Consider the following 20,445-nt stretch of genomic DNA (forward strand, 5'->3'; position numbering starts at 1 on the left):
CCATTTGCCCCGACCATGACGGCCAGTCCGTCAGCCGGACCGGCGATCCCGTGACGCACTGCGGTCTACCGGAAAGCCGCGCTCACAACCCCGGCACTGGCGAAGATCAAGGCAATGGCGAGGAACAGCCACCCCGCCTTGGCGAGCTGCTGACGTGGGCTTGCCTGGGCCACCGACCGGCTGCGGTGATCAAGGGATTCCATGCGGAGCACGCACCCCAGCGCTCCTCCCCAGAGCGCAGCGGCAAGCAAGAACGCCCAGTGGAACGCAAAGCCGGCGATGAGCAGTCCTGCGCAGATCGGTGTGAAGGTGGCGATCCATGCCACCCGCAGCCAGCGGCGGCGGGCGGGATTAGCAGGGGGTGTGGACTGCAGCGACATGACGTCCTTCCCGTTTTTTGTGCCAGCGCATCGCTTCAGGCGGTAGCCTACGCGGTCGCGCTGGCGTGATCACCAGAGAGAGGGGATTCGTATGGGGTTTCGAGTGCAGCCCGAAGGGCTCGATGCATTTGCGTCTCTGCTGAAGGGCTTGCAGGACGACGTGAAGAAGGCGCAGGAGTACTTAAACCAGCACCTGTCCTACGACTACGGCGATGCGCGGATGTTCGCCACGATCGCCAACGCGAACAATGACACCAAAGCCGCCGTTGGTGACAACCTCAAGCACTTGGACCAACTACTGTCCGCCTCTGCGGGAGAGCTCGAGAAGTCCGCGAAGGTCTACCGGGAAACCGATGCAAACGAGGAACGCCGACTTGATGCAACCTACCCCAGTTCGTAAAAGTTAAGGATTGCGGCGATGAGTGAACCAAAAGCAACCCTTGTTGCCCCGGTCGCAGAGAAAGCAATTCCCGACGCGATCGACAAGGCGGTATCATTTCCTGATTTTTTCAGTCTGGGCCATTGGGTGTACATTTTTATCGACCAAGTCTCTGGGGTGAACCCAGCGGAGTGGGTCGCGAAGGAACTTGCCGGAAACTGGGAAGCTGTGGCCAAAGCTGGCGACGCACTGAAGAACCTGAGCAAGTTTCATGAAGCATTTGCCGCTGAAATTGACCGTGGCGGTGCTGACATGCTGAAAGTTTGGGAGGGCAACGCGGCTTCGGCGGCGGGGGAGTATTTCGAGGCGCTGCCCAAGTCGCTGCGTGACCAAATCTCAGCGCTAGAGAAAGTTGGCGAGCAGTTCGAGCAGGCGGCCTACGGAGTGTGGGCGACAGCGAAGACGATGGTCAGCTTGTTGGAGCTGTTGTTCGATCTTGCGATTGGGTTCGTCATCGAAGCTGCTGCCACTGCAATCAGCAGTTGGACGGGCGTTGGTGCGATCGCTGGTGGCAGTGCGATGCTGCTCACTATCGGCCGAGCTGTTCAGGTCTGGATGGACATCTGCAAGTACCACGGAATGGCCTGGAACCTCTGCACCGGTACGTCTGGAATCATTGCTGGACTCCTGGGCAACTTGCATGGCTTCAAGAACCACCCGTTGCCCGCAGGGGCTTACGATCACCCTGGAGCCTGACGTGTCCAATCCCGAGCAGGAGCCGGTGCTTGATATCGCTCGTGGCGATGAGGCGCGCTCGCGCCACCTCCGTGCTTCGCTTCAGCTGCTGCGCGACAGGGTCGAGAACCCGCAATTCCGCAAGCTCGTGGATGACGTGCTGGCGGGCAAAGCCAGTCTGCGTGACGTTGCTCAGACCGCGGCATTTGGCCAGGCGGTTGCTCCCCTTGCGCAACAAGCGATTAATCGTGTGAATGAAATGTCCGAGGATGAGAAGCAGGAGCTCGCGGAGGAAGGGGAGCGACAGTTCGACGAGATTCGCCGTCATTTCGCGCAAGGTAATGGACCGGGCGGGCCTGCTCCTCAGGATACGCCTAGTTCCGAGGAAGAAGACGAAGACTTCAGTCAGATGACTTTCCTTGAAGATCCGGGCAGGCGTGATCTATAGGCCACTAGGGTGATCAGCGGGTTGTAGTTGTAAATTCTTCTCGGTGGAGAACCTGTCGATGTTGACCTTGTACCTTTTTAAGGTCGTTGCGTGTTTGGTTCGGGACTCGCCCAGACTAGGTGTGTGGTGAAGTCGCCGTCGGTTTGAAAGGCTTGCAGCGCTCGCTCAGGTGACTGCAGGCTCATCCGGAGTCCACCGCTCACGTCGATGACTTCGACACGGTTTTCGAACGCGATGCCCCAAGCGACTATGTCGGCATCCAGACAGTCGCCATACTCCTGTACAACGGCGAACATCTGCGGTGTGAAGTCCGCGACTAGGGCCTCGACCAGCTCGGTAAACCGCGCGCGGCCGCATATTGGACGGAGGTTGGGATCGTCCGCTTGGTTGTCGATTGCGCTTGTCATAGGTCCTCCAGGTGTCGGTGGCGGCTCGCGCGTGTCTCGGCGACTGCCTCATCCAACACGTGATGTTAGAGATTGACATAAAAGATCGTCATCATCCGGTCGGGCGTAATCTTTGATGTCAAGGTGCTACCGGTAGGGTTCCCGCCAGGTCGATCTTCAGCGAGAGGGGCCGACGATGGCTGGTTCGTCAGCACCGTTGCGGCGGCTGGGTGCGGAGTTGCGGCGCCTTCGTGAGGCCGCCGGCCGCACACAGACCGATGTGGGATCGGCGATCGGGCGCACGCACGCGACGCTGGTCAACTGGGAGTCGGGCAAGACAAAAATCAGCAAATCGGACTTGGCTTGTCTGTTGGTGGAGCTGAGCGCTCCTGCTTCGGTGCGGACCGGTTTGGAACAGCTACGTGACCAGTCGAGGCAAGGGACTTCGCAGTGGGTTACTTACGGCCTACCTGAGTGGCTGCGCCCGCTGGTCAGTTTCGAAGAAGACGCGACAGCTCTGAGTTCCTTCGAACCTGTCCTCGTGCCCGGATTGCTGCAGACCGAGGAGTACGCCCGTGCGATCCACACTGCCGGACGGCACAAGGTTGCTCCCGAATTCGTCGACAAGTGGGTCGCGGCTCGGATGCAAAGACAGAGGAGGTTGGGTGAACCGAATCTCCTGCAACTGCACGTGGTGGTCGCCGAAGCGGCGTTGCGCCTGCAGGTTGGCGGGCCAGGTGTGCTTGCCAGCCAGTTGCGACGACTCGTGGAGGCGTCGCAGAGTCCGAACATCACCATACAAGTACTCGCTGCGGAAAGCCGTGGAATCGGAGGCATAGCCAGCAACTTCACCGTGCTGCATTTCGCTGATGCCAAGATCGACCCGCCACTGGGCTACTTCGACGGCCCGTTGGGCGGGCACATGGTCAGTGATGAAGGTGGCGTCGTCACGCTCATCAACATGTTCGATGATCTGCGTCATATGGCGCTGTCCGAGGCTGAATCAGCCGAGATGCTGGTTGCAGTATTGGAGCAACAGCATCGGAGGGACGCGACCCATGTCTGACCTGTCCAACGCCGCCTGGCGCAAGTCCAGCTTCAGCGATGCCGGGGGCAACTGCGTCGAGGTCGCTTCGCTGCAGGAGGGCACCATCGCCGTGCGCAACAGCAAGCGTCCCGAAGCGGGCGTCATGCTCTTCACCCCGGCCGAGATGGATGCCTGGATCAAGGGCTGCAAAGCAGGCGAGTTCGACGATTTGGGCGCTGGTGGCGTCTGATTCCTGCCGCGGTTCTTAATCCCAGCAGACCGACGCGTCATTGTTCGAGCTGCTTTGGCGGCAGCTCGTACCTGGTTGGGCCAAGCGTGATCGGGTGCAAGACGTGGGCCCCTTAAGCTGCGAACGCGAATAGCCGAGTGCGGCGCGCTTTCGTCGCAGAATCGCTCCAGGCCGGGTGATGTGTGCCCTCAGTTGTTCGGCACGATCACGGCGCGGCCGTTGATCTGGCCGTCGTGGAGGCGTTCGTACGCCAGTGGGGCTTCGTCGAGGGTGTAGGTCTCGGTGTGGACGGAGATGGCTCCGGCTCGGGCCAGTTCCAGCACTTCGTGGAACTCGCTTCGGCTGCCCCAGTAGGGGGCGGTGACCGAGGCTTCGAAGGGGAGTAGGCCGAAGCCGACGGCGAGGCTGCCTCCTCCGATGCCGACGATGGTGATGTCGGCTTCGACCGAGGCGACGGCTCCGGCGGTTTCCACGGTGGGTTGTGCGCCGACGAAGTCGAAGACGGCTTGGGCTCCGCGGCCGTCGGTGAGGTCGCGGACCTTCGTGGCTGCTCGTTCGTCGGAGAGCACGGTGTCGTGGGCGCCGACGGTGCGGGCGAGGGTTAGCTTGTCCTCGTTGACGTCGAGGGCGATGACGCGGGCGGTGGTCAGCGCGCGGAGGATCTGGACGGCGATGTGGCCCAGCCCGCCGACGCCGATGACCACAGCGGTCGCTCCGGGGACGAGTTTGGGCAGCGAGGGTTTGATCGCGTGGTACGGGGTGAGTCCTGCGTCGGTCAGCGGGGCCGCGGCGACCGGGTCGAGGCCGTTCAGGGGCGCGAGGTGGCGGGGGTCGTCGACGAGCACGTACTCGGCCATCGACCCGGGGGCGCCGAGTCCGGGCGGGTGGATGCCGAGTTCGGTGGCGCGCAGGCAGTAGTTCTCCTTGCCTGCGGCGCAGTTGAGGCAGGTGCCGCATCCCCACGGGCCGTAGACGGCGACGGCGTCGCCCTCGGCCACACCGGTGACGCCCGCGCCCAGCGCGGCTACCGTGCCCACGCCTTCGTGGCCCAAGGTCAGCGGCAGCGCGTAGGGGAAGCCTTCCGCGGGCCAGCTCATCACGGCGATGTCGGAGTGGCACGCGCCGGCAGCGGTGACCTTCAGCAGCACCTGACCGGGACCGGGCTCCGGGTCGGGGACGGTGACGACCTCGGGGGCTGCGCCGATCTCCCGGTATTGCAACGCCTTCATCGCCTGCTCCTCCGCGGGGTTGCTTCGCGATGCGACCTTCTGGTCACGCATCGTATGTGACCGCGGGCCGTTCGGCGCGCGCGTTGGCGCGGGCCGACCAGCCGTACGGACCATCGGGTTCACCGGAATCGCGGTCATGTGCGGCCGGGCGCAGCGAGCACCCTGGGTGTGTGATCGCGATCGAGCGTCGCCAGGACCCGACCTCGTTGTTGCTCAAGCGCATGTCGGAGCGCGAATGCGCGCTTCCGCACGCACGGACGTGCGGTCGTCCTCCCTGCGCACGACCATCCGGTCGCCGAACGACTCGGTGACGGAAACCATTGCCCCGCAACATGATGGGTGGACCGGGATGGCGAGCGGGACGGTGGGGAGTGATCGTCGCAGGCTGATGGTGGCCGCAGGTGGCGGTGGCACAACGGCTTTCGCTCGGGATGCTTGCTGTGGCGGATGACCACACCGTCAGCTGTGGGAGCGACCTCGACTCAAGCAAGATCACTCGGGCGCCGGGGCTGCCCATGATCAAGGCGAGTTCCTCGGGCGCTAGCCTCCGGGCTCGGATGAGCAGTTGGCGACGACTCCGCGCAGAGATTCCAGGGATTCGAGGACGGCTGAAATCACCTGCTGATCACCGCGAAGCGCCACCGAGACCCGGTAGCTGCCCGCACAGATCGAGGAAGTGGTTGAGCGCGGGGCTGGTCTCGGGGTGGTAGGCCAGGGCGAGGTCGACCGTGGGGCGTGGTGCCGCGAGGTGTTTGAGGCGCACGCCGCGGGTGCGCAGGGAGCGTGCGCGGGGCGCGGGTACCGGTGCGATGCCGGCGTTGTCGGCGACGGCGCGGAGGAGTTGTTCGTCGTCGGGTTCCTCGCGCACGACTCGCGGGGTCGAACCCGGCCAGATCTGGTTGGCGATCCGGTCGTACATGCCCGGGGCGTTCTCGCGCGGCCACAGGACGACGGGCTCGTCCTCGACCTGGTCGCGTCGGACCGTGCGCACCGACGCCAACTCGTGCCCCGCGGGTACGGCGAGCAGGAGTTCCTCCGTGGTCAGCATGTCGCAGCGCAGGTCGGGTATGTCCAGCGGTGGGCGAACGAACGCGGCGTCGAGCGAACCGTTCCGCAGATCGGCGATGTTGCGGGCGGTCCACCCGGTGGTGAGCGCGAGTTCGATGCCCGGGTGCTGCTCGCGGAAGCGGTCGACGAGTTCGGCCGTCACACCGCCCGGAGCCGAGCGCGTGTAGGCGATGCGCAACCGGCCGACCTGGCCGGTGACGGCATCGCGGATGGCCCGCTCGGCGCGGTCGAGCCGGTCCATCACCTGCCGGGCTTCGGCGACGGCGATCTCACCGACCGGGGTCAGCGCGATCCCGGTGGACCGGCGGTCGACGAGTGCCGCGCCGAGCTCGCGTTCGAGCAACCGGATCTGCTGGCTGAGCGCGGGCTGGGCGATGTGCAGCGAAGCCGCCGCGCGGGTGAAGCTGCGGTGCTCAGCCAGGTGGACCAGGTAGCGCAGCCGGCGAACCTCCATCCAGCCACTATAAGCGCTCCTTATGGGCGCATACCAATCGGATCTTGGACAACGGCCTGGTGGACGACGTGCACTGGGCTGGTTCGTGTCGTCGTGGGAGAGCGGGGCAAGGTGGAGGAGTTCGACGTCGTGGTGGTCGGTGGTGGCATCGTCGGGATGACCTGCGCCGTCGAGTTGCGCCGACGCGGTGCCCGGGTGTGCGTGGTGACCGCCGACGAACCCGCGAGGACGACGTCCTGGCTCGCGGCCGCGGTCTGGTACCCGGTCGGCATCGGCGGCAGCGAACGCGCGCTGACCTTCGCGCAGGAGAGCTTCGACGTCTTCGCCGATCAGGCGGCGCGGGGAGTGCCCGGGGTGCGCATGATCGGCACGCGCATGCTGCACCGGCGCCCGCTGCCCGCGGACCCGTGGTGGTCCACGGCGGTTCCCGGGTTCGAGACCGAGGACGCGGACGACCCGTTCACCGGAACCTGGCGGTTCTCCGTGCCGCTGGTGGAGGTTCCGCTGTACCTGCCCTGGCTCCACGCGCAGGCGCGGGAACTCGGCGTCGAAGTGCGCAGCAGGAACCTGGCATCGCTGGCGGAGATCACCGATCACGCGAGGTTCGTGGTCAACGCGACCGGCTTGGCCGCCGGCGCGCTGTGCGGTGACACGACCGTGCAGCCCGTGCGCGGGCAGGTCATCCGGGCGTCGAATCCCGGACTCGCGGTGTCGGTGCGCGACGAGCACAACCCCGGCGGGCACACCTACGTCCACCCCCGCCACGACGACGTGATCATCGGAGGCACCTTCGAGCCCGGCAAGACCGACACCGCTCCCGACCCCGACACGGCACGGGCGCTCTGGGCGCGCGCGACCGAACTCGTCCCCGAACTGCACCAGGCCCGCGTCCTGGAACACCACGCCGGTCTGCGCCCCGCCCGCGAAGACGGCCCACGCGTCGAACTCGACCGATCCCTGATCCCCGGTCGAGCGGTCGTGCACAACTACGGCCACGGCGGCGCGGGAATCACCCTGTCCTGGGGGAGCGCTCGCGCAACCGCCGACCTCATCGCCCACGCGTGACGTCGGACGGCGACGCCACCGCGTCCGCGCGCCCCCGGAGAGCCACCTCCGGGGGCGCGCTGCGCGGGTGATCAGGAGAGGTTCTTCTCCACCAGTTCGACGTAGTGGTCGATGAAGTGGTCCCGCACGCCGTCGGTGCCAGGAGCGAGGGGGTCGCTGGTGAGGCCCTTGATGCCGTCGGTCAGTCCGCCGGTGAAGCTGAGCTTCTCGCGCAGGACGCCGTCGCTGTCGAAGTACCGCACGTCGTCGACGTGGTGGAACGCCGGTTCCGGTGGAACCTGCGCGACGACGTCGTTGTTGTTGACGAAGCGGAAGACTCGCGAAGCGAACGCCTCGTTGTACGGCGCGGCCAGCGACCTGTCGCAGGTGCGCGGCTGCCCGAAGGTGTACACACCGTTGGGCAGCAGGTTCGGGTCCTCGAAGTGCATCCGTGCCGACGCCAGCATGGCCAGCGCGCCTCCGAGGCTGTGCCCGGTGATCCACAACGTCTGGTCGTTGTCCCGCAGCTCCTGCACGGCTTGCTTCACCTGCGGGTAGATCGAATCCAGTGCCCGGCTGAATCCGTCGTGCACGAACCCCTTGCCCGCGGGGCCCGGCGTGCCCAACGCGTTGACGTCGGAGAGCCAGTCCTTGATGTTCGTCGGTTCGGTTCCCCGGAACGCCACGATGATCATCTTGTCGCTGCCCGCTACGAACGCCTGCGTGTCCTCGATCGGGAACGACGCGTCGAGTTTGGTGTGGAAGAACTCGCACCGGTCCAGCCCCCACCGGCGGGTCGTCTCGCGAACCTCAGCTTCGTCCGAGTAGGCGAGCTTGGCCGCCTTGACGAGCCAGTACACGTGGGAGAGCTGGTAATCGGTCACCGTCTGGTCCAGTTCGGACACCGTTGTCATCTTGTTCGTCACCTCTGCAGCTAGGGACTCGTGTGAACGCCGCAGTGCGCTGCGGTACCACCGCAACGATGGCAACGACTGCTCCCGGAGTCCCGGGTGATCACCGTAAAGAATGGTCAGACTGGCACGCTTCAGCGACCCGCTCGCGCGGCACGGGCGGCGTATGGGGGGCTGCGGCGACTTCGGGATCAGCGCACCACGCCCGCTCTGCCGTGCTGGGACAAGCGGCCGGCGACGAGCGGGAACAGGAGCACGGTGACCGCGCCTGCGGAGACCATGACCGAGGCCGTGGCGGCGGTGATGAGCTGGGAGGACGCCGCGATCTGCGTGACCGCGACGATGATGGGGAGCCCGGTGGCCGCGTACAGCCCGAGCGCGACCTGCTCGCGGGTGTCGGTGATGCCGGAACGGGTCGTGGTCCACGCCTCGCGCAGGAACACGGGCAGGCCGCGCACCAGGAGGATCATCGCGATGAACCCGAGCAGCAGCGGCCATTGCGAGGCGACCGCCGCGATGTCGATGGCCATGCCGCTGGTCACGAAGAACACCGGGATGAGCAGGCTGAACCCGACGATCTCGATCTTGTGCGTGATCTCCTCGGCATGACCCTGGGCGACCGCCTGCAACACGGCGTTCGACAGCAGACCGGCGGAGAAGGCCCCCAACGCGACGTCGAGTTCGAGCACCGCAGTCAGCAGCATCAAGGTCACCAGCACGAGAACGGTGATCCGCAGCGTCGTCTGCATCGTCGTGTTGGACGCTCCCATGACCGCCCGTCCGAGCAGCGGCAGCCTGCGCAGGATCCGGGCGGGAAGCACGACGACGATCACGGCCGCCGCGGCGAAGGCCAGCAGCACCGCGGCGGCCTGCCACGTGCCGCGGGTCGACAGCAGCACCGACATCGCCACGATGGGCAGCAGCTCACCGTAGGCGCCGTGGGTCATGATCGCGCGCCCCAACGGCGTGCCCATCCCGTTGGAGTCCTTCAAGATCGGCAGCAAGGTTCCCAGCGCCGTCGACGTCGAGGCGATCGCGACGACGATCGCGACCTGCAGCTGGCCGTGCGTCAACAGCAGCCCGGCGCCGACACCGAGAACGACGCACCCCACCCACGTCAGCGCCGCGTGCCTGCCCTGCGCACCGTGCATGTCCGCCACGCGCACCTCGAAGCCCGCGAGCAGGAACAACAGGCCCAACCCGAGCTCACGCAGGAACCCCACCGCATCGGTCTCGGACGCCAGACCCAGCGCGTGCGGCCCGATCAACGCGCCGAACACCAGCAACCACACCACGTCCGGAACGACCCGTCGAGTGACCAGCGCGAACACGGGCCCCAACGCCGCGGCCAAAGCGATCCACCACACCGACAGCAGGTCCGTGACCAGTGCGTGCTCCTCACCCATGAGCAGCAACGCTAACGGGGAAGAGCACCAACCGCCCTCCCGCAGAACCGGGACGCGCACCGACTGGCGGCGAGAGCAGCGCGTGATCCAGCGCCGGAACCGCTCAGAAGCCTCGAACATCGCTGTGCCGGAGGCGCTTCAGTCTTGGACAAAGGAGCTCTGGCTCGACGATCTGGCGGGCATACTTGATCTCATGTGGGGATACTGCGCCTGCGAGATCGGTGTGCAGCGGCGGGCGAGTGCTGTTGATTTCCTCCGATTCGCTCTCCGGATCGTCGCCTTGCTCCTCGGGACGGCTGCACTGGTGGGGCTGTGCGTGAACTTCGGTCTGGTGCATCCGGTCGTTGCGCGAATTGTCGGAGGATTCGGCGGCGTTGCCCTCGCATTCGGTGTTCTCCTGCGGGCGCCGCTCGGTGCTGCTGCCTTCTCGTGGCGATCGTTGAGCGTCGGTGACTGGATCAGCGTCGTCTTCTTCCCCATCATGACCGTGCTGGGGTGGAACGACTTCTGGAAAGAGCTGCCGGGAGGATGGCGGATCTTCTGGGTCGCCTTCTCCTCCCTGGTGCACTGCCTCGTGTTCTGGGTTGTGATGATCTTCTTCATGCGGTTGCTCAGATCCACTCGGAACGCGTTCGGCTTCCACGGGAGCGGGTTGAGCGAGGAAGTCCGCAGGGAGCACCGGGTGTTCGCCCGGCACATGATGACTTGCAGAAGGGGAACTCCGGAGCATCACCGGTACCTAGCACGCCTGGCGCCGACGGCGCAGCGCCGCCGACGGGCGCGAAACTCGCCTCGCTCGCAGTGGCGGTACGAGAAGATCGATCGAGTCATGACGTCGTACGAGAGTTCGCCGTCCTGGATGTCCGCCACGTTGGCATCCGGGGGAATCTTCATCTGGGCGGTCCAGAACCTGACACCAGGACCGCTATCAGCCTCGGTCCTGTTCATCCCGTACCTGCTCATCCCCGTGCTCGAATTCGCCAAGTCGCGGCTGGGTTGACGAGAACACCAGCAGAAGCCTCTTGAGCCTCACGTTCGCCGACCAGCCTCGTTCCTCGGAGATTCCGTCGACCAGGGCAGTGTTGCTCGTTTCGCGCTCAGGGCACTTCGCCTGGACGGGCGGATCGCACGGAAAGTCGCCATCGGCAGCAGCCCGATGGTCGCCGACGGGCGCCCTATCTCGAAGAAGATCGATGCGGCGTCGACGGCGTCGCCCATGAATTGATCTTGCGGATTCGATCGCCGATCACGGTGAGGTAACGTCGCGCCACTTTCTGCAATTCTCCGCGCGCACAGGGAGCCCTGCGAACTTCATCGCCGAGAGTTCGCCGGGTGTTACCAATTTGCCGAAAAAGGCGCTGTAGCTGGGGATATCACTGCGTGTTCGCATTCAATCACGCCATCCAACCTACTTTTGAGTATGGTTGTCACGTTTCGATCACGTGTGTATGGTCGCTGCCGTTGTGAACGGCCAGTCGGGGCTTTGTGGGTCGCTTCTTTTTTGACGAGTGCTGCCTACACACATTAGGGAATCATGGGTCAAATAGGCTCGATGACCGAGTTCGGTTTCGGCTGGTTGACGCCGGTGCTGTCGTACGTGATGGCGTGCGTTGGCGCCGGGCTCGGGCTGCGCTGCATGGTCCGGGCCCTGGGGACGACGGGACGTGCGCGGCGCAGCTGGCTGATCAACGGCGCGTTCGCGATCGGCACCGGGATCTGGACGATGCACTTCATCGCGATGCTGGGCTTCAGCGTCACCGGGACCGACATCCGCTACGACGTGCCGTTGACCGTGTTGAGCCTGGTCGTGGCCGTCATCGTGGTCGGCATCGGGGTTTTCGTGGTCAGCTACAGCCGCAGCAAGACGCCTGCGGTGCTCGGTGGCGGCGTGATCACGGGGATCGGCGTCGCCGTCATGCACTACGTCGGGATGTCGGCGATGCGGATGTCCGGCTCGATCCACTACGACCCGCTGACCGTCGCGCTTTCCGTGCTCATCGCGGTCGTCGCGGCCACCGCCGCGCTCTGGGCGACGCTGACCGTGCGGGGTTCCCTCGCCGCGTTCGGCGCGTCGTTGGTGATGGGCATCGCGGTGAGCCTCATGCACTACACCGGAATGGCCGCGGTGCACGTCGAACTCCACTCGGGCGCGCACGCGATCCATTCGGAACTGCCCGGTGCGACGCCGATGTCGTTCATCTTCCCGCTGACCGTGCTGCTGGGGACGTACCTGTTCCTGTCCTCGGCGTTCGTCGCGATCTCACCGAACGTGCCCGGATCGAATTCGCGCCGGAAGAACCCCGCCAGACCCGAGGAAGCGGCTGAGGAACACCAGCCCCTCTCCGGATAACACCCGTTCGCCAAGTCTTCCGCCGCGCCCCATTCCGCTGGTAGCGGGCGGACCCGCACATCTCATTCCCGGATTCTCCATTTCGGGATGGAGGCCTGAGCATGTCTGCAAAACCGGCACACTCGAAGCCGGACCATTCCCGGGCGAGACTTCGCGCTCCCGCCCTTCCGAAACTGCTGCGCCCGAAGACGGTGCGGGCCAAAACCGTCGCACTGCTCGCGGTGCCCGTCGTGTCGCTGATGGCGCTGTGGTCGCTGACCACGGTGACCGCCGTGCAGGACGCGTGGTCGCTGCACCAGGCCGAGCAGCTCGACCGCAGCTTGTCCGCGCCGATGCACGACGTGGTGGAACGCCTGCAGGCCGAGCGCGAAGCCGTGGGCAGGCACCTCGCCGCACCCGGTTCCACCGCCGAACTCGCGTCGCTGCACGAGCAGACCTCCTCGGCCGCAGCGGCGTTGCAGACCGCGGTCCAGCAGGCCAGTGCGAACATCGCGAACCTCGCGCCGGAGTTGCGAGGACGCGTCGACGTGCTCAACGACGACCTGGAGCGGCTGCGGCCCCAGCACCAGGCGGTGCTGGCGGGGAACACCGACTGGAACTCCACCTACCGCGCCTACACGCGCGCGATCGACGACGTCTTCTCCATCGAGGAGCGGATCACCGGCGTCCAACGAGGTGAGGCCGCCGAGGGTGCGCGACTGGTCCTGGGCATCGGCCGGGTCGAGGAGATGGTCGAGCGGCAGGACGCCGCGGCGACCTCGGCGTTCGCGGCCGCGCGGATCAGTCCCGAGCAGCACGCGGCCTTCGCCGAAGCGCTGGGAGGCCAGCGGGTCCTGACCGATGACCTGCTGCCGGAGTTGTCGAGCGCGGACCAGGACGCATACCAGCAGCTCACCCGCAGCGACGGCTACCGCGCGCTGTCGGAGATGCAGGCCCGGCTGCTCAGCGCCGATCCGGCCGCCCTCGGCACCATTCCGCCGAACCAGTGGGGCGACGCGGTCGACCAGGTGACCCAGGCGATGGACGCCGGAGGGGACCGGGCGCAGCTGGCGCGCGCGGCCGCGGCGGAGGCGGCGAGCGCGTCGGTGCGCACCAATGCGATCTGGACGGTCGTCGCCGGTCTCGTCGCCGTGCTGCTGGCGCTGGCGATCTCGGTGCGCATCGGACGCGGCATGGTGATCGAGCTGGTCGGTCTCCGGAACTCGGCGATGGAGCTGGCCGACGAGCAGCTGCCGGAGGCGATGCGGCGGCTGCGCGCGGGGGAGAAGATCGACGTCTCCACCGCCGTCCCGGTGATCACCCCTGGTGATGGCGAGGTCGGCCAGGTGGGCGAGGCGATCAACGCCGTGCAGCACTCGGCCATGCAGGCGGCCGCCGAACGCGCCGAGCTGCTCACCGGTGTCTCCGGCGTCTTCGTCAACCTAGCGCGGCGGAACCAGGCGCTGGTGCACCGGCAGCTGGGGCTGCTGGACGCGATGGAGCGTCGCACCGAGAGCGAGAGCGACCTCGAAGACCTCTTCCGCATCGACCACCTGGCCACCCGCATGCGCCGCCACGCCGAGAGCCTGATCATCATGTCCGGCGCGACCCCGGGCCGCGCGTGGCGCACCCCGGTGCCGCTGATGGACGTGATCCGGTCCGCGGTCTCCGAGGTGGAGGACTACACGCGGGTGGAGATGCGCCGGCTGCCGCAGGAGCTGTCGGTGCTGGGCTCGGCGGTGTCGGACGTGACGCACCTCTTCTCGGAGCTGGTGGAGAACGCCACGGGCTTCTCTCCGCCGGACGCCACGGTGCTGGTGCACGGTGAACCCGTCGGCTCCGGATTCGTGGTGGAGATCGAGGACCGCGGCCTGGGCATGGCACCGGACCGGATGGCCGAGGCGAACCAGCGGGTCCAGGAGGCCCACCGGCTGGAGCTGTTCGACAGCGGCCAGCTCGGCCTGTTCGTGGTGAGCCGACTGGCACACCGCCAGGGCATCCAGGTGTCGCTGCGGCGCTCCCCCTACGGCGGCACGACGGCGGTGGTGCTGATCCCATCGGCGATCCTGGTCAACCCGGTGCGGGACGCCGAGTCCACGGTGGACTCGATCCGACCCGTCGAGGCGTTCCCGGAGCTGGAGCCGGAGCCGGAGCCCGTCCCGATGAAGGCGGTGGCGACCAGGCTTCCGGAGCGTCGCCCGAAGCCCGAATGGACACCACCGGACGTGGTCGAAACAGCGCCCGCTGACCACGCGGTGGACGTTCCGCCGAGGATCGAAGGCCGGCTCGACGAGGACGAGATCGCGGGTCTTCCCCGCCGCAAGCGCCAGGAGAACCTGGCGCCGGGCCTGAAGGCGGTGGATTCCCGCGGCAGCGCGGAGGAAGGTCCGGCGCCGTTCGGCGGAGGGGTGTCGCCCGAGACGGCGCGCTCGATGATGTCGGCCCTCCAGGAGGGTTTCGCCCGCGGTCGCGGCGACCGCGTCGACGACTGACACGAGGGGATGCACGAGATGTATGCGACTGAGCAAACCAGGGAGCTGAGCTGGCTCCTGGACGACTTGGCCACCAAGGTGCCGATGGTCCGGGTCGCGCTGCTGCTCTCCAACGACGGCCTGGCCATGGCCTCATCGGCGTCGATCAGCAACGAGGAGTCCGAGCACCTGGCAGCGGTGGCCTCCGCGCTGCAGAGCCTGGCGAAGGGCACGAGCAGGCACTTCGACGCCGGTTCGGTGCGCCAGACCATGATCGAGATGGACGGCGGTTACCTGTTCGTGGTGGCGGCCGGCGGCGGCACGTGCCTGACGGTGTTCGCCGACTCCGGCGCCGACATCGGCTTCATCGCCTACGAGATGGCGCGACTGATCAACCAGGTCGGCGAGCACATGTTCACCGCCGAACGCGCGCGCGATGTGTGACGCGGGGGCCCGGACGTGAACAGAGCGGATCAGCGCTGGTTCGACGACGAGGCCGGCCCGATGGTGCGGCTGTTCGCGCTGACGCGCGGACGCGCGAGGCCCCAGCACACCAACCTGGACGTCATCGCGCTCGTCGCCGCCCGCACCACACCGGAAAAGGACATGACGCTCACCCCCGAGCAGGCGGGGATCCTCGACCTGTGCCGGGAACGCCCGACACCGGTCGCGGAGATCTCGGCCCGCTCGGACCTGCCGCTGAGCGTCGTCCGCGTACTGCTCGCCGACCTCGTCGAAGCCGGACACATCCAGGTCGAACGCCCGACCCCGGCCCACGAGCTGCCGAGCGAGCACATCCTCAGAGAGGTAATCGATGGTCTCCGCGCGCTCTGACACCCGCACCCACGAGCCGACCGGCCCGATGGCGCTGAAGATCCTCATCGCAGGCGGTTTCGGCGTCGGCAAGACCACCATGGTCGGCACCGTCAGCGAGATCCAGCCGCTGCGCACCGAGGAGAAGCTCACCGAGGCGAGCGTCGAGGTCGACCGGACCGACGGCGTGGAGCAGAAGACCACCACCACGGTCGCGCTGGACTTCGGCAAGATCACGCTGCGAGACCGCTTCGCGCTCTACCTCTTCGGCACGCCCGGCCAGGACCGCTTCTGGTTCTTCTGGGACGACATCGCCCAGGGCGCGCTCGGCGCGGTGGTCCTCGCCGACACCCGCAGGCTGCGGGACTGCTTCGCCGCCGTCGACTACTTCGAGCGCCGGGAGATCCCGTTCATCGTCGCTGTGAACCACTTCGACGGATCCCGCACCTACGACGTCAGCACCGTGTCCGCGGCGCTCGACCTGGATCCGGGAATTCCCGTCATCCTCTGCGACGCCAGGGACAAGAACTCGGCGAAGGAAGTGCTGATCACCCTCGTCGAGCACGCCAGCCGCCTCTACGCCGAACAGCGCGAGCGCCCCGCCGAACCCGCCCGTTACGTCGGCCCGGCGCGCTCGCGGAGGTAGGGTTCCCTCCTGCCATGCGCTGACCAGCTTCCGCGTTCGCTGGCAGTAGTGAAAGTTCGCCCGAGTCATGCGCACTCGACCCGACGATGCTGAATCTCCGGGACGCCGTCTCACCGCTCATCCCGCTCAGCGCCGAGGGCCAACGGCACACCGTGCTGTGGGGAGGCACCAACCCGCCTGAAGACCTCGCCAGCCTGCGCGCCTACCTCTCGTCAGCGCAGAAGCTCCGGCTCCGCATGCGAATGGCCCGCGCGGACGTCGAACTGTCCAACCACTCCTTCTGCGACGCCGGCCTGCAACGCATGCAGCAGATGCTCGACGATCCGCAGGCCGACAACCCGTTCGTCCTCGGCCCGCACCGAACGCAGCAGTACATGCGCATGATCGAAACGATGCTGCGCGGACGCATCGCGGACGCCACCGATGCTCCCGCACCCACACGGGCTCGCCACTGCTGTTGAAGTGAATGCCGTCGAGGTCTGACGCAACCAAGTTGAAGAGAGTGGAGGACAGGTACGGGCGACTTCCGCTTCACAGGAAGGCATTACGAGTCGCGCCAGGCAGGAACGCAGCTCGTCATCACCGAGTCGCCGCAGAAACATCCATCCATCGTCCGATGTGGATTTGAGGATCGGGTGTCATGAAGACACGATCGGCAGGACGATTGCTGCTGTGATGAGCGAGATTCCGCTCAGCAGGTCGGTGCGGACGGGGATCAAGTTCGTGACGAATCGTCCGATGCACAACCCGGCCAATGACATCACGGCGGTGATGGCTCCGAACACCAGGGCGGAGACCAGCGGAGCGAATCCGAGAATCCCCAGACCCGTACCGGCGAGCAGGTTGTCCACGCTCAACGTGAGGGGCATGCCGAACAGGGTCACCCACGGCTGGTCGATCTCTTCCGGCGCGGGCTTCCGAATCGCTCCGATCAGGAGGTACAAGCCGTACACGCCCAGCAGTGCGGGCCCCGCGTAGTCGGCGACCTCGCCCATGGCCGAGCCGATGTAGTGGCCGAGCACGCCGCCGATCAGCGGTGCCACGGTGTCCCAGATGCCGAACACGACGGCTATCTGGAGGGCGCGACGGAATTTGAACGGGATCGTCCCGATCGCAATCGACGATCTGAAGTTGTCCAGGCTCAGGAAGAATCCGAGGGCAAGCGTCTCAAGCATCGAAACACCGTTCAGCTAAGTGACTTGTGTGCAGTCATCCGGCAAACGCGAATTGAACATTACATATGAATTCTTCTACGGGCAAGGATTGCCGTTAATTGCAGATTGAATACCAGTCGTCAATGTCAGGACGCCGTTCGTGCGAGATCCATTGATGTTGTCGCAGGATCAGGTTATTTTTCGCGGTTCGAGCTGGGGGACAAGTCCGAGCTTGTGTTCGACCTCGCTCCACAGACCGCTGTCGTCGGGGACCGCACGACCGCTGTCGAGTGCGGCCCACGCTGTGGCGACCACGGACCGCAGCAGTTCCCCGTTGTCGGCAGCGCTCTCCGCGCGGAGGACGGCGTCGGGCGTGATGCCGGTGCGATCGCCGGACGCGGTGGTGCCCAGGGGCAGCCCGGCCGTGAGCAGTCCTGCCAGATCGGCGGCGACGTACGTCGGCCGCTCGGACCGAGCGGCGAACACCAGGTCCCGGAGCCGCGAAGATCCGCTCAGGACGAACAGTGAATCGAGCCCGGCCGCGTTGGCGCCCTCGATGTCGGTGTCCAACCTGTCCCCGCACACCAGCGTCTCAGGCCGGCAAGTGCCCAGCCGGGAGCGGGCCAGGTCCAGCAGAGCTGCCCGCGGTTTGCCGACCACGTGCGGCGATGTGCCGGCCGCCGCCTGCACCGCCGCGACCAGCACGCCGTTGCCGGGGGCGTTCCCGTGCGGGGTGGGCAGGGTGGGGTCGAGGTTCGTGGCCACCCAGGTCGCTCCGGCTTGGACGAGGTATCCGACCGCCGCCAGCTCGCGCCAGGTGATGTCGAATCCCAGCCCCTGGACGACCGCCTCGACCGGCTCCTCGCCCAGCTCCGCCACGCGCACCGGGGTCAACCCGGCTTCGGTGAGCGCGCGAGCGATGCCGGGCCCTCCCACCGCGCACACGCGAGTTCCTCGGTCCAGGTGCTGCGCGAGGTGGGCCGCGGCCGCCTGGGAACTGGTGACCACCGACCAGCCCTCGCTCACGACGCCGAGCCCGCGGAGGTGATCGCCCACGTCCTCCGGGGGGCGGGAGGCGTTGTTGGTCGCGAACACGACCGGTACGCCGTCGGCTGTCAGCCGGTTCAAGGTCTCGACCGCGTCCGGAACAGCCGTGGCGCCGCGGTACACCACACCGTCGAGATCGCAGATCAGTCCTCGGTAGCGCGTGATGAGGGGCTCGTGCCGGACGGACGTTGCGGTGGTCTGACCGATCATGAGTGCTCCTGCAGGTCATGGGCGCTGAGTCGAGGCAGTGCCCGACTGCCGGTGCGCCGTCGGTTCGTGAGACGCGCTCGCCGATGATCTCCAATTCGATTCCGGACCAGGCGAACTGCCGAAATCGTTCCGCCGTTGCCCGCGGAGAGTGGAAATCAGGAGTGATCGGAAAGGGTGCCGGCGATTCGAATCGATTGGGGCGTTGATTGCCCTAATTCCTGCCGGCGATCAATTTTACGCCTGCCGAACCCCCGCTGGAAGTGTGAACCGCCGACCCGGTCGTTCATGCCGTTCACACGGTGGGACCTACCGTTCAGGCTCGAAGCGCATCGGCGTTCGCTATTGCGGCACCGCTGCCCCGTTCCGCTGCTCCCGCTGGGGCGGAAGGCATGCACTTGAAGTGCCGCACCTCGGAAGCTATGTTGTGGCCTCCGTCACTTCGCGGCAGTTCGGGGATGCCCGTGTGCCCGAGCGACTAGGAGGTCGGGGTGACCGTTAGTTTGCCGCCTCTGGCGATCGCATCGAGCGCGTCCAGAGGTCATGATCACGTGGGGAACGCGCTGGGACCCACGTCCACAGCCAGAAGTGTCGCTCGTGCGCGGGAGAGGTTCGCCGCCGGCGAAGACATCGTGAAGGGCGTCCGGCCTGAGATCCTGGCTTCGTGGTACCGATGCCGAGATCGGTACGAAGTGGACCGCTCGCTGGATGTCGCGCCGGGTGCGACGGGCGAGAACGACGCTCGTCTCGACAGCCGCGTGTTCTTCACGGCGCTGGGCGGCCTCGGCGCGCTGGCCGGCCGGGAGGTGGAACGGGACAGCGGCGTGGTCACGGTGACGGATGGCTGTGGGCGCGTCCTCGGAGTGTGGGGCGATCCTTCCGCGCGGCGGCAAGCCGATCTGAACAACCTCGCTCCGCGGTCCTCGTGGTCGGAGCAGTGCACCGGTACGAACGGGATGGGGACATCGCTCGAAGTGCCCGGGCCGGTGACGGTGATCGGTCCGGAGCACTGGTGCGAGAGCTTCAACCAGTGGTCGTGCGCGGGCATTTCCGTGCGGGACGTGGTGACCGGGGCGCCGGTCGCGTCGATCAACATCTCGCGTCTGAACGCGCCGCTGTCCCAGCACGTCTCGTCCTGGCTGACGAAGGCCGCCGCGTGCGTCGAACACGGCATCTACCAGAACGCCATCGCCGAAGCGGAGAAGGTGCTGGCCGAGTTCCACCGCAAGCGCGCCCAGAGAACCGGTCCGCTCATGGCGATGGACCGCGGCGGGAACGTGATCGCCGCCAACGACGCAGCCGTGTCGATGCTCAAGCTGGCGGACGACAACCCCATCGCCTCAGGCGCGCTCGAACCGTCAGACCGCTGGAACCCGAACATTCCCGGGCTTCTCGACGTCGCTCGATGGGCGATGGACCGGGCGCTGGAATCCGCGCAGTGGAGCGGTTTCGCGAGTCTGCCCGCCTGTCCGGGGGAAGCTGCGATTCCGATGACCATGCGGCCCGTCGTCGAATCGAATCACGTGGTGGGCGTTCTGTGCGCGCTCGGGGTGCAGGAGGGTGAGCCGTACCGCGGCGAACCGGGCCCGCCGGTCCACTCGATGCCCCCGCGCGTCATCGGCGTTCGCGACGATCGGCTGGTGCTGCTCTCCCCGGCGGAGATCCGGTATGCCGAGGCCGACCGGAGCACCGTGTGGTTGAGCACGGACCGCGGAAGGATCCAGGCCGCCACCCGTGGCGTGGACAACGTGGAGGCGGCGCTGGCGAGCTTCGGTTTTTACCGCGTGCACCGGCGCTTCCTGGTCAACCTCCGACGGGTGGTCGAGGTGGAGCGAGGCATCAAGGGCGAGCTCGTCCTGATCACGGACCCTCGTTCGCCCGAACTCGTTCCCGTTTCGCGGCGTCATGCCCCGGAACTCCGACGGCTTCTGGGAGTGTGAGACCCCGGTCCCGTCGTTCCCAGGAGGCGCCGCACGTGATGCCGTGAGGATGCCGTTCGTACCGCGCGGGAAACCACCCGTGCCGAGTTGAACTCCACTGGTTCCGCAGAGCTTGTCCGCG

General features: G+C 66.6%; 22 protein-coding genes. 14 read left to right on the top strand and 8 right to left on the bottom strand.

The genetic code is table 11. From position 1 onward, the window contains the following. Positions 1–65 precede the first annotated feature (65 nt). Positions 66–380, bottom strand: a complete 315-nt coding sequence (locus AB0J78_RS19950) for a hypothetical protein (RefSeq protein ID WP_363791039.1) — start codon at positions 378–380, stop codon at positions 66–68. Positions 381–483: 103 nt separating this feature from the next. Here AB0J78_RS19950 and AB0J78_RS19955 point away from each other — a divergent pair, with 103 nt between their 5' ends. The 3 genes from AB0J78_RS19955 to AB0J78_RS19965 are packed head-to-tail and all read left to right on the top strand — an operon-like array spanning position 484 to position 1,942. After that, the gene (locus AB0J78_RS19955; RefSeq protein WP_363791041.1) at positions 484–780 is read left to right on the top strand and encodes a hypothetical protein; all 297 of its coding nucleotides are present in this window, start codon (positions 484–486) and stop codon (positions 778–780) included. Between the two features lie 18 nt (positions 781–798). Continuing rightward, complete coding sequence (locus tag AB0J78_RS19960; RefSeq protein ID WP_363791042.1) at positions 799–1,515, top strand: hypothetical protein; 717 nt, start codon at positions 799–801, stop codon at positions 1,513–1,515. Between the two features lies 1 nt (position 1,516). Next, positions 1,517–1,942 carry a hypothetical protein gene (locus tag AB0J78_RS19965; RefSeq protein ID WP_363791044.1) on the top strand — a complete coding sequence of 142 codons (426 nt, stop codon included), beginning with the start codon at positions 1,517–1,519 and terminating at the stop codon, positions 1,940–1,942. Between the two features lie 77 nt (positions 1,943–2,019). On the opposite strand, the gene AB0J78_RS19970 is transcribed toward AB0J78_RS19965, so the two are convergent. Continuing rightward, positions 2,020–2,349 carry a hypothetical protein gene (locus tag AB0J78_RS19970; RefSeq protein WP_363791046.1) on the bottom strand — a complete coding sequence of 110 codons (330 nt, stop codon included), beginning with the start codon at positions 2,347–2,349 and terminating at the stop codon, positions 2,020–2,022. A gap of 175 nt (positions 2,350–2,524) precedes the next feature. On the opposite strand from AB0J78_RS19970, the gene AB0J78_RS19975 reads away from it, so the two are divergent. Both AB0J78_RS19975 and AB0J78_RS19980 read left to right on the top strand, forming a co-directional pair. Next, on the top strand, positions 2,525–3,394 hold the full coding sequence (locus tag AB0J78_RS19975; RefSeq protein ID WP_363791047.1) for a helix-turn-helix transcriptional regulator: 870 nt from the start codon (positions 2,525–2,527) through the stop codon (positions 3,392–3,394). Continuing rightward, the gene (locus AB0J78_RS19980) at positions 3,387–3,605 is read left to right on the top strand and encodes a DUF397 domain-containing protein (RefSeq protein ID WP_363791049.1); all 219 of its coding nucleotides are present in this window, start codon (positions 3,387–3,389) and stop codon (positions 3,603–3,605) included. Before AB0J78_RS19975 ends, AB0J78_RS19980 begins: the two co-directional genes overlap by 8 nt. Positions 3,606–3,793: 188 nt before the next feature. Here AB0J78_RS19980 and AB0J78_RS19985 read toward each other — a convergent pair whose 3' ends face one another. Both AB0J78_RS19985 and AB0J78_RS19990 read right to left on the bottom strand, forming a co-directional pair. Further along, entirely contained in the window at positions 3,794–4,834 is a 1,041-nt protein-coding gene (locus AB0J78_RS19985; protein WP_363791051.1) for an NAD(P)-dependent alcohol dehydrogenase, read from the bottom strand. Between the two features lie 625 nt (positions 4,835–5,459). After that, on the bottom strand, positions 5,460–6,356 hold the full coding sequence (locus AB0J78_RS19990) for a LysR family transcriptional regulator (RefSeq protein ID WP_363791053.1): 897 nt from the start codon (positions 6,354–6,356) through the stop codon (positions 5,460–5,462). 111 nt (positions 6,357–6,467) lie between these two features. On the opposite strand from AB0J78_RS19990, the gene AB0J78_RS19995 reads away from it, so the two are divergent. Then, a complete protein-coding gene (locus AB0J78_RS19995) occupies positions 6,468–7,421 on the top strand; it encodes an FAD-dependent oxidoreductase (RefSeq protein ID WP_363791055.1) in 954 nt (317 codons plus the stop codon). 71 nt (positions 7,422–7,492) lie between these two features. Here the strand turns inward: AB0J78_RS19995 and AB0J78_RS20000 are convergent, their stop codons facing one another. Both AB0J78_RS20000 and AB0J78_RS20005 read right to left on the bottom strand, forming a co-directional pair. Beyond that, positions 7,493–8,314 carry a lipase family protein gene (locus tag AB0J78_RS20000; protein WP_363791057.1) on the bottom strand — a complete coding sequence of 274 codons (822 nt, stop codon included), beginning with the start codon at positions 8,312–8,314 and terminating at the stop codon, positions 7,493–7,495. A gap of 188 nt (positions 8,315–8,502) precedes the next feature. Continuing rightward, on the bottom strand, positions 8,503–9,717 hold the full coding sequence (locus AB0J78_RS20005) for a cation:proton antiporter (protein ID WP_363791059.1): 1,215 nt from the start codon (positions 9,715–9,717) through the stop codon (positions 8,503–8,505). Between AB0J78_RS20005 and AB0J78_RS20010 the strand changes: the two genes are divergently transcribed. The 7 genes from AB0J78_RS20010 (at position 9,716) to AB0J78_RS20040 (ending at position 16,437) form a co-directional block, all read left to right on the top strand. Next, on the top strand, positions 9,716–10,717 hold the full coding sequence (locus AB0J78_RS20010; protein ID WP_363791061.1) for a hypothetical protein: 1,002 nt from the start codon (positions 9,716–9,718) through the stop codon (positions 10,715–10,717). The two genes, AB0J78_RS20005 and AB0J78_RS20010, sit on opposite strands and share 2 nt — an antisense overlap. 552 nt (positions 10,718–11,269) lie before the next feature. Beyond that, entirely contained in the window at positions 11,270–12,067 is a 798-nt protein-coding gene (locus AB0J78_RS20015) for an MHYT domain-containing protein (protein ID WP_363791063.1), read from the top strand. A gap of 101 nt (positions 12,068–12,168) precedes the next feature. Continuing rightward, positions 12,169–14,538, top strand: coding sequence for a nitrate- and nitrite sensing domain-containing protein (locus AB0J78_RS20020; RefSeq protein WP_363791065.1), 2,370 nt, complete (start codon positions 12,169–12,171; stop codon positions 14,536–14,538). Positions 14,539–14,556: 18 nt separating this feature from the next. Beyond that, complete coding sequence (locus AB0J78_RS20025) at positions 14,557–14,961, top strand: roadblock/LC7 domain-containing protein (protein ID WP_363791067.1); 405 nt, start codon at positions 14,557–14,559, stop codon at positions 14,959–14,961. 15 nt (positions 14,962–14,976) lie between these two features. Further along, entirely contained in the window at positions 14,977–15,351 is a 375-nt protein-coding gene (locus tag AB0J78_RS20030) for a DUF742 domain-containing protein (protein WP_363791069.1), read from the top strand. Next, positions 15,332–15,976 (top strand): ATP/GTP-binding protein, encoded by a 645-nt coding sequence (locus tag AB0J78_RS20035; protein WP_363791071.1) that lies wholly within the window; start codon positions 15,332–15,334, stop codon positions 15,974–15,976. The genes AB0J78_RS20030 and AB0J78_RS20035 overlap by 20 nt, the downstream gene beginning before the upstream one ends. 86 nt (positions 15,977–16,062) lie before the next feature. Further along, positions 16,063–16,437: a hypothetical protein gene (locus AB0J78_RS20040; protein ID WP_363791073.1), complete on the top strand. Its 375-nt coding sequence runs from the start codon at positions 16,063–16,065 to the stop codon at positions 16,435–16,437. Between the two features lie 177 nt (positions 16,438–16,614). On the opposite strand, the gene AB0J78_RS20045 is transcribed toward AB0J78_RS20040, so the two are convergent. Together AB0J78_RS20045 and AB0J78_RS20050 are read right to left on the bottom strand one after the other, a co-directional pair. Then, positions 16,615–17,151 (bottom strand): manganese efflux pump, encoded by a 537-nt coding sequence (locus tag AB0J78_RS20045; RefSeq protein ID WP_363791075.1) that lies wholly within the window; start codon positions 17,149–17,151, stop codon positions 16,615–16,617. Positions 17,152–17,319: 168 nt separating this feature from the next. Further along, positions 17,320–18,387, bottom strand: a complete 1,068-nt coding sequence (locus tag AB0J78_RS20050) for an HAD-IIA family hydrolase (RefSeq protein ID WP_363791077.1) — start codon at positions 18,385–18,387, stop codon at positions 17,320–17,322. A 689-nt stretch (positions 18,388–19,076) separates the two neighbouring features. Here AB0J78_RS20050 and AB0J78_RS20055 point away from each other — a divergent pair. Next, the gene (locus AB0J78_RS20055) at positions 19,077–20,324 is read left to right on the top strand and encodes a LytTR family transcriptional regulator DNA-binding domain-containing protein (protein ID WP_363791079.1); all 1,248 of its coding nucleotides are present in this window, start codon (positions 19,077–19,079) and stop codon (positions 20,322–20,324) included. Positions 20,325–20,445 lie beyond the last annotated feature (121 nt).

Origin of the sequence: Saccharopolyspora sp. NPDC049426, from assembly GCF_040676935.1 — a bacterium.
GTDB lineage: Bacteria > Actinomycetota > Actinomycetes > Mycobacteriales > Pseudonocardiaceae > Saccharopolyspora.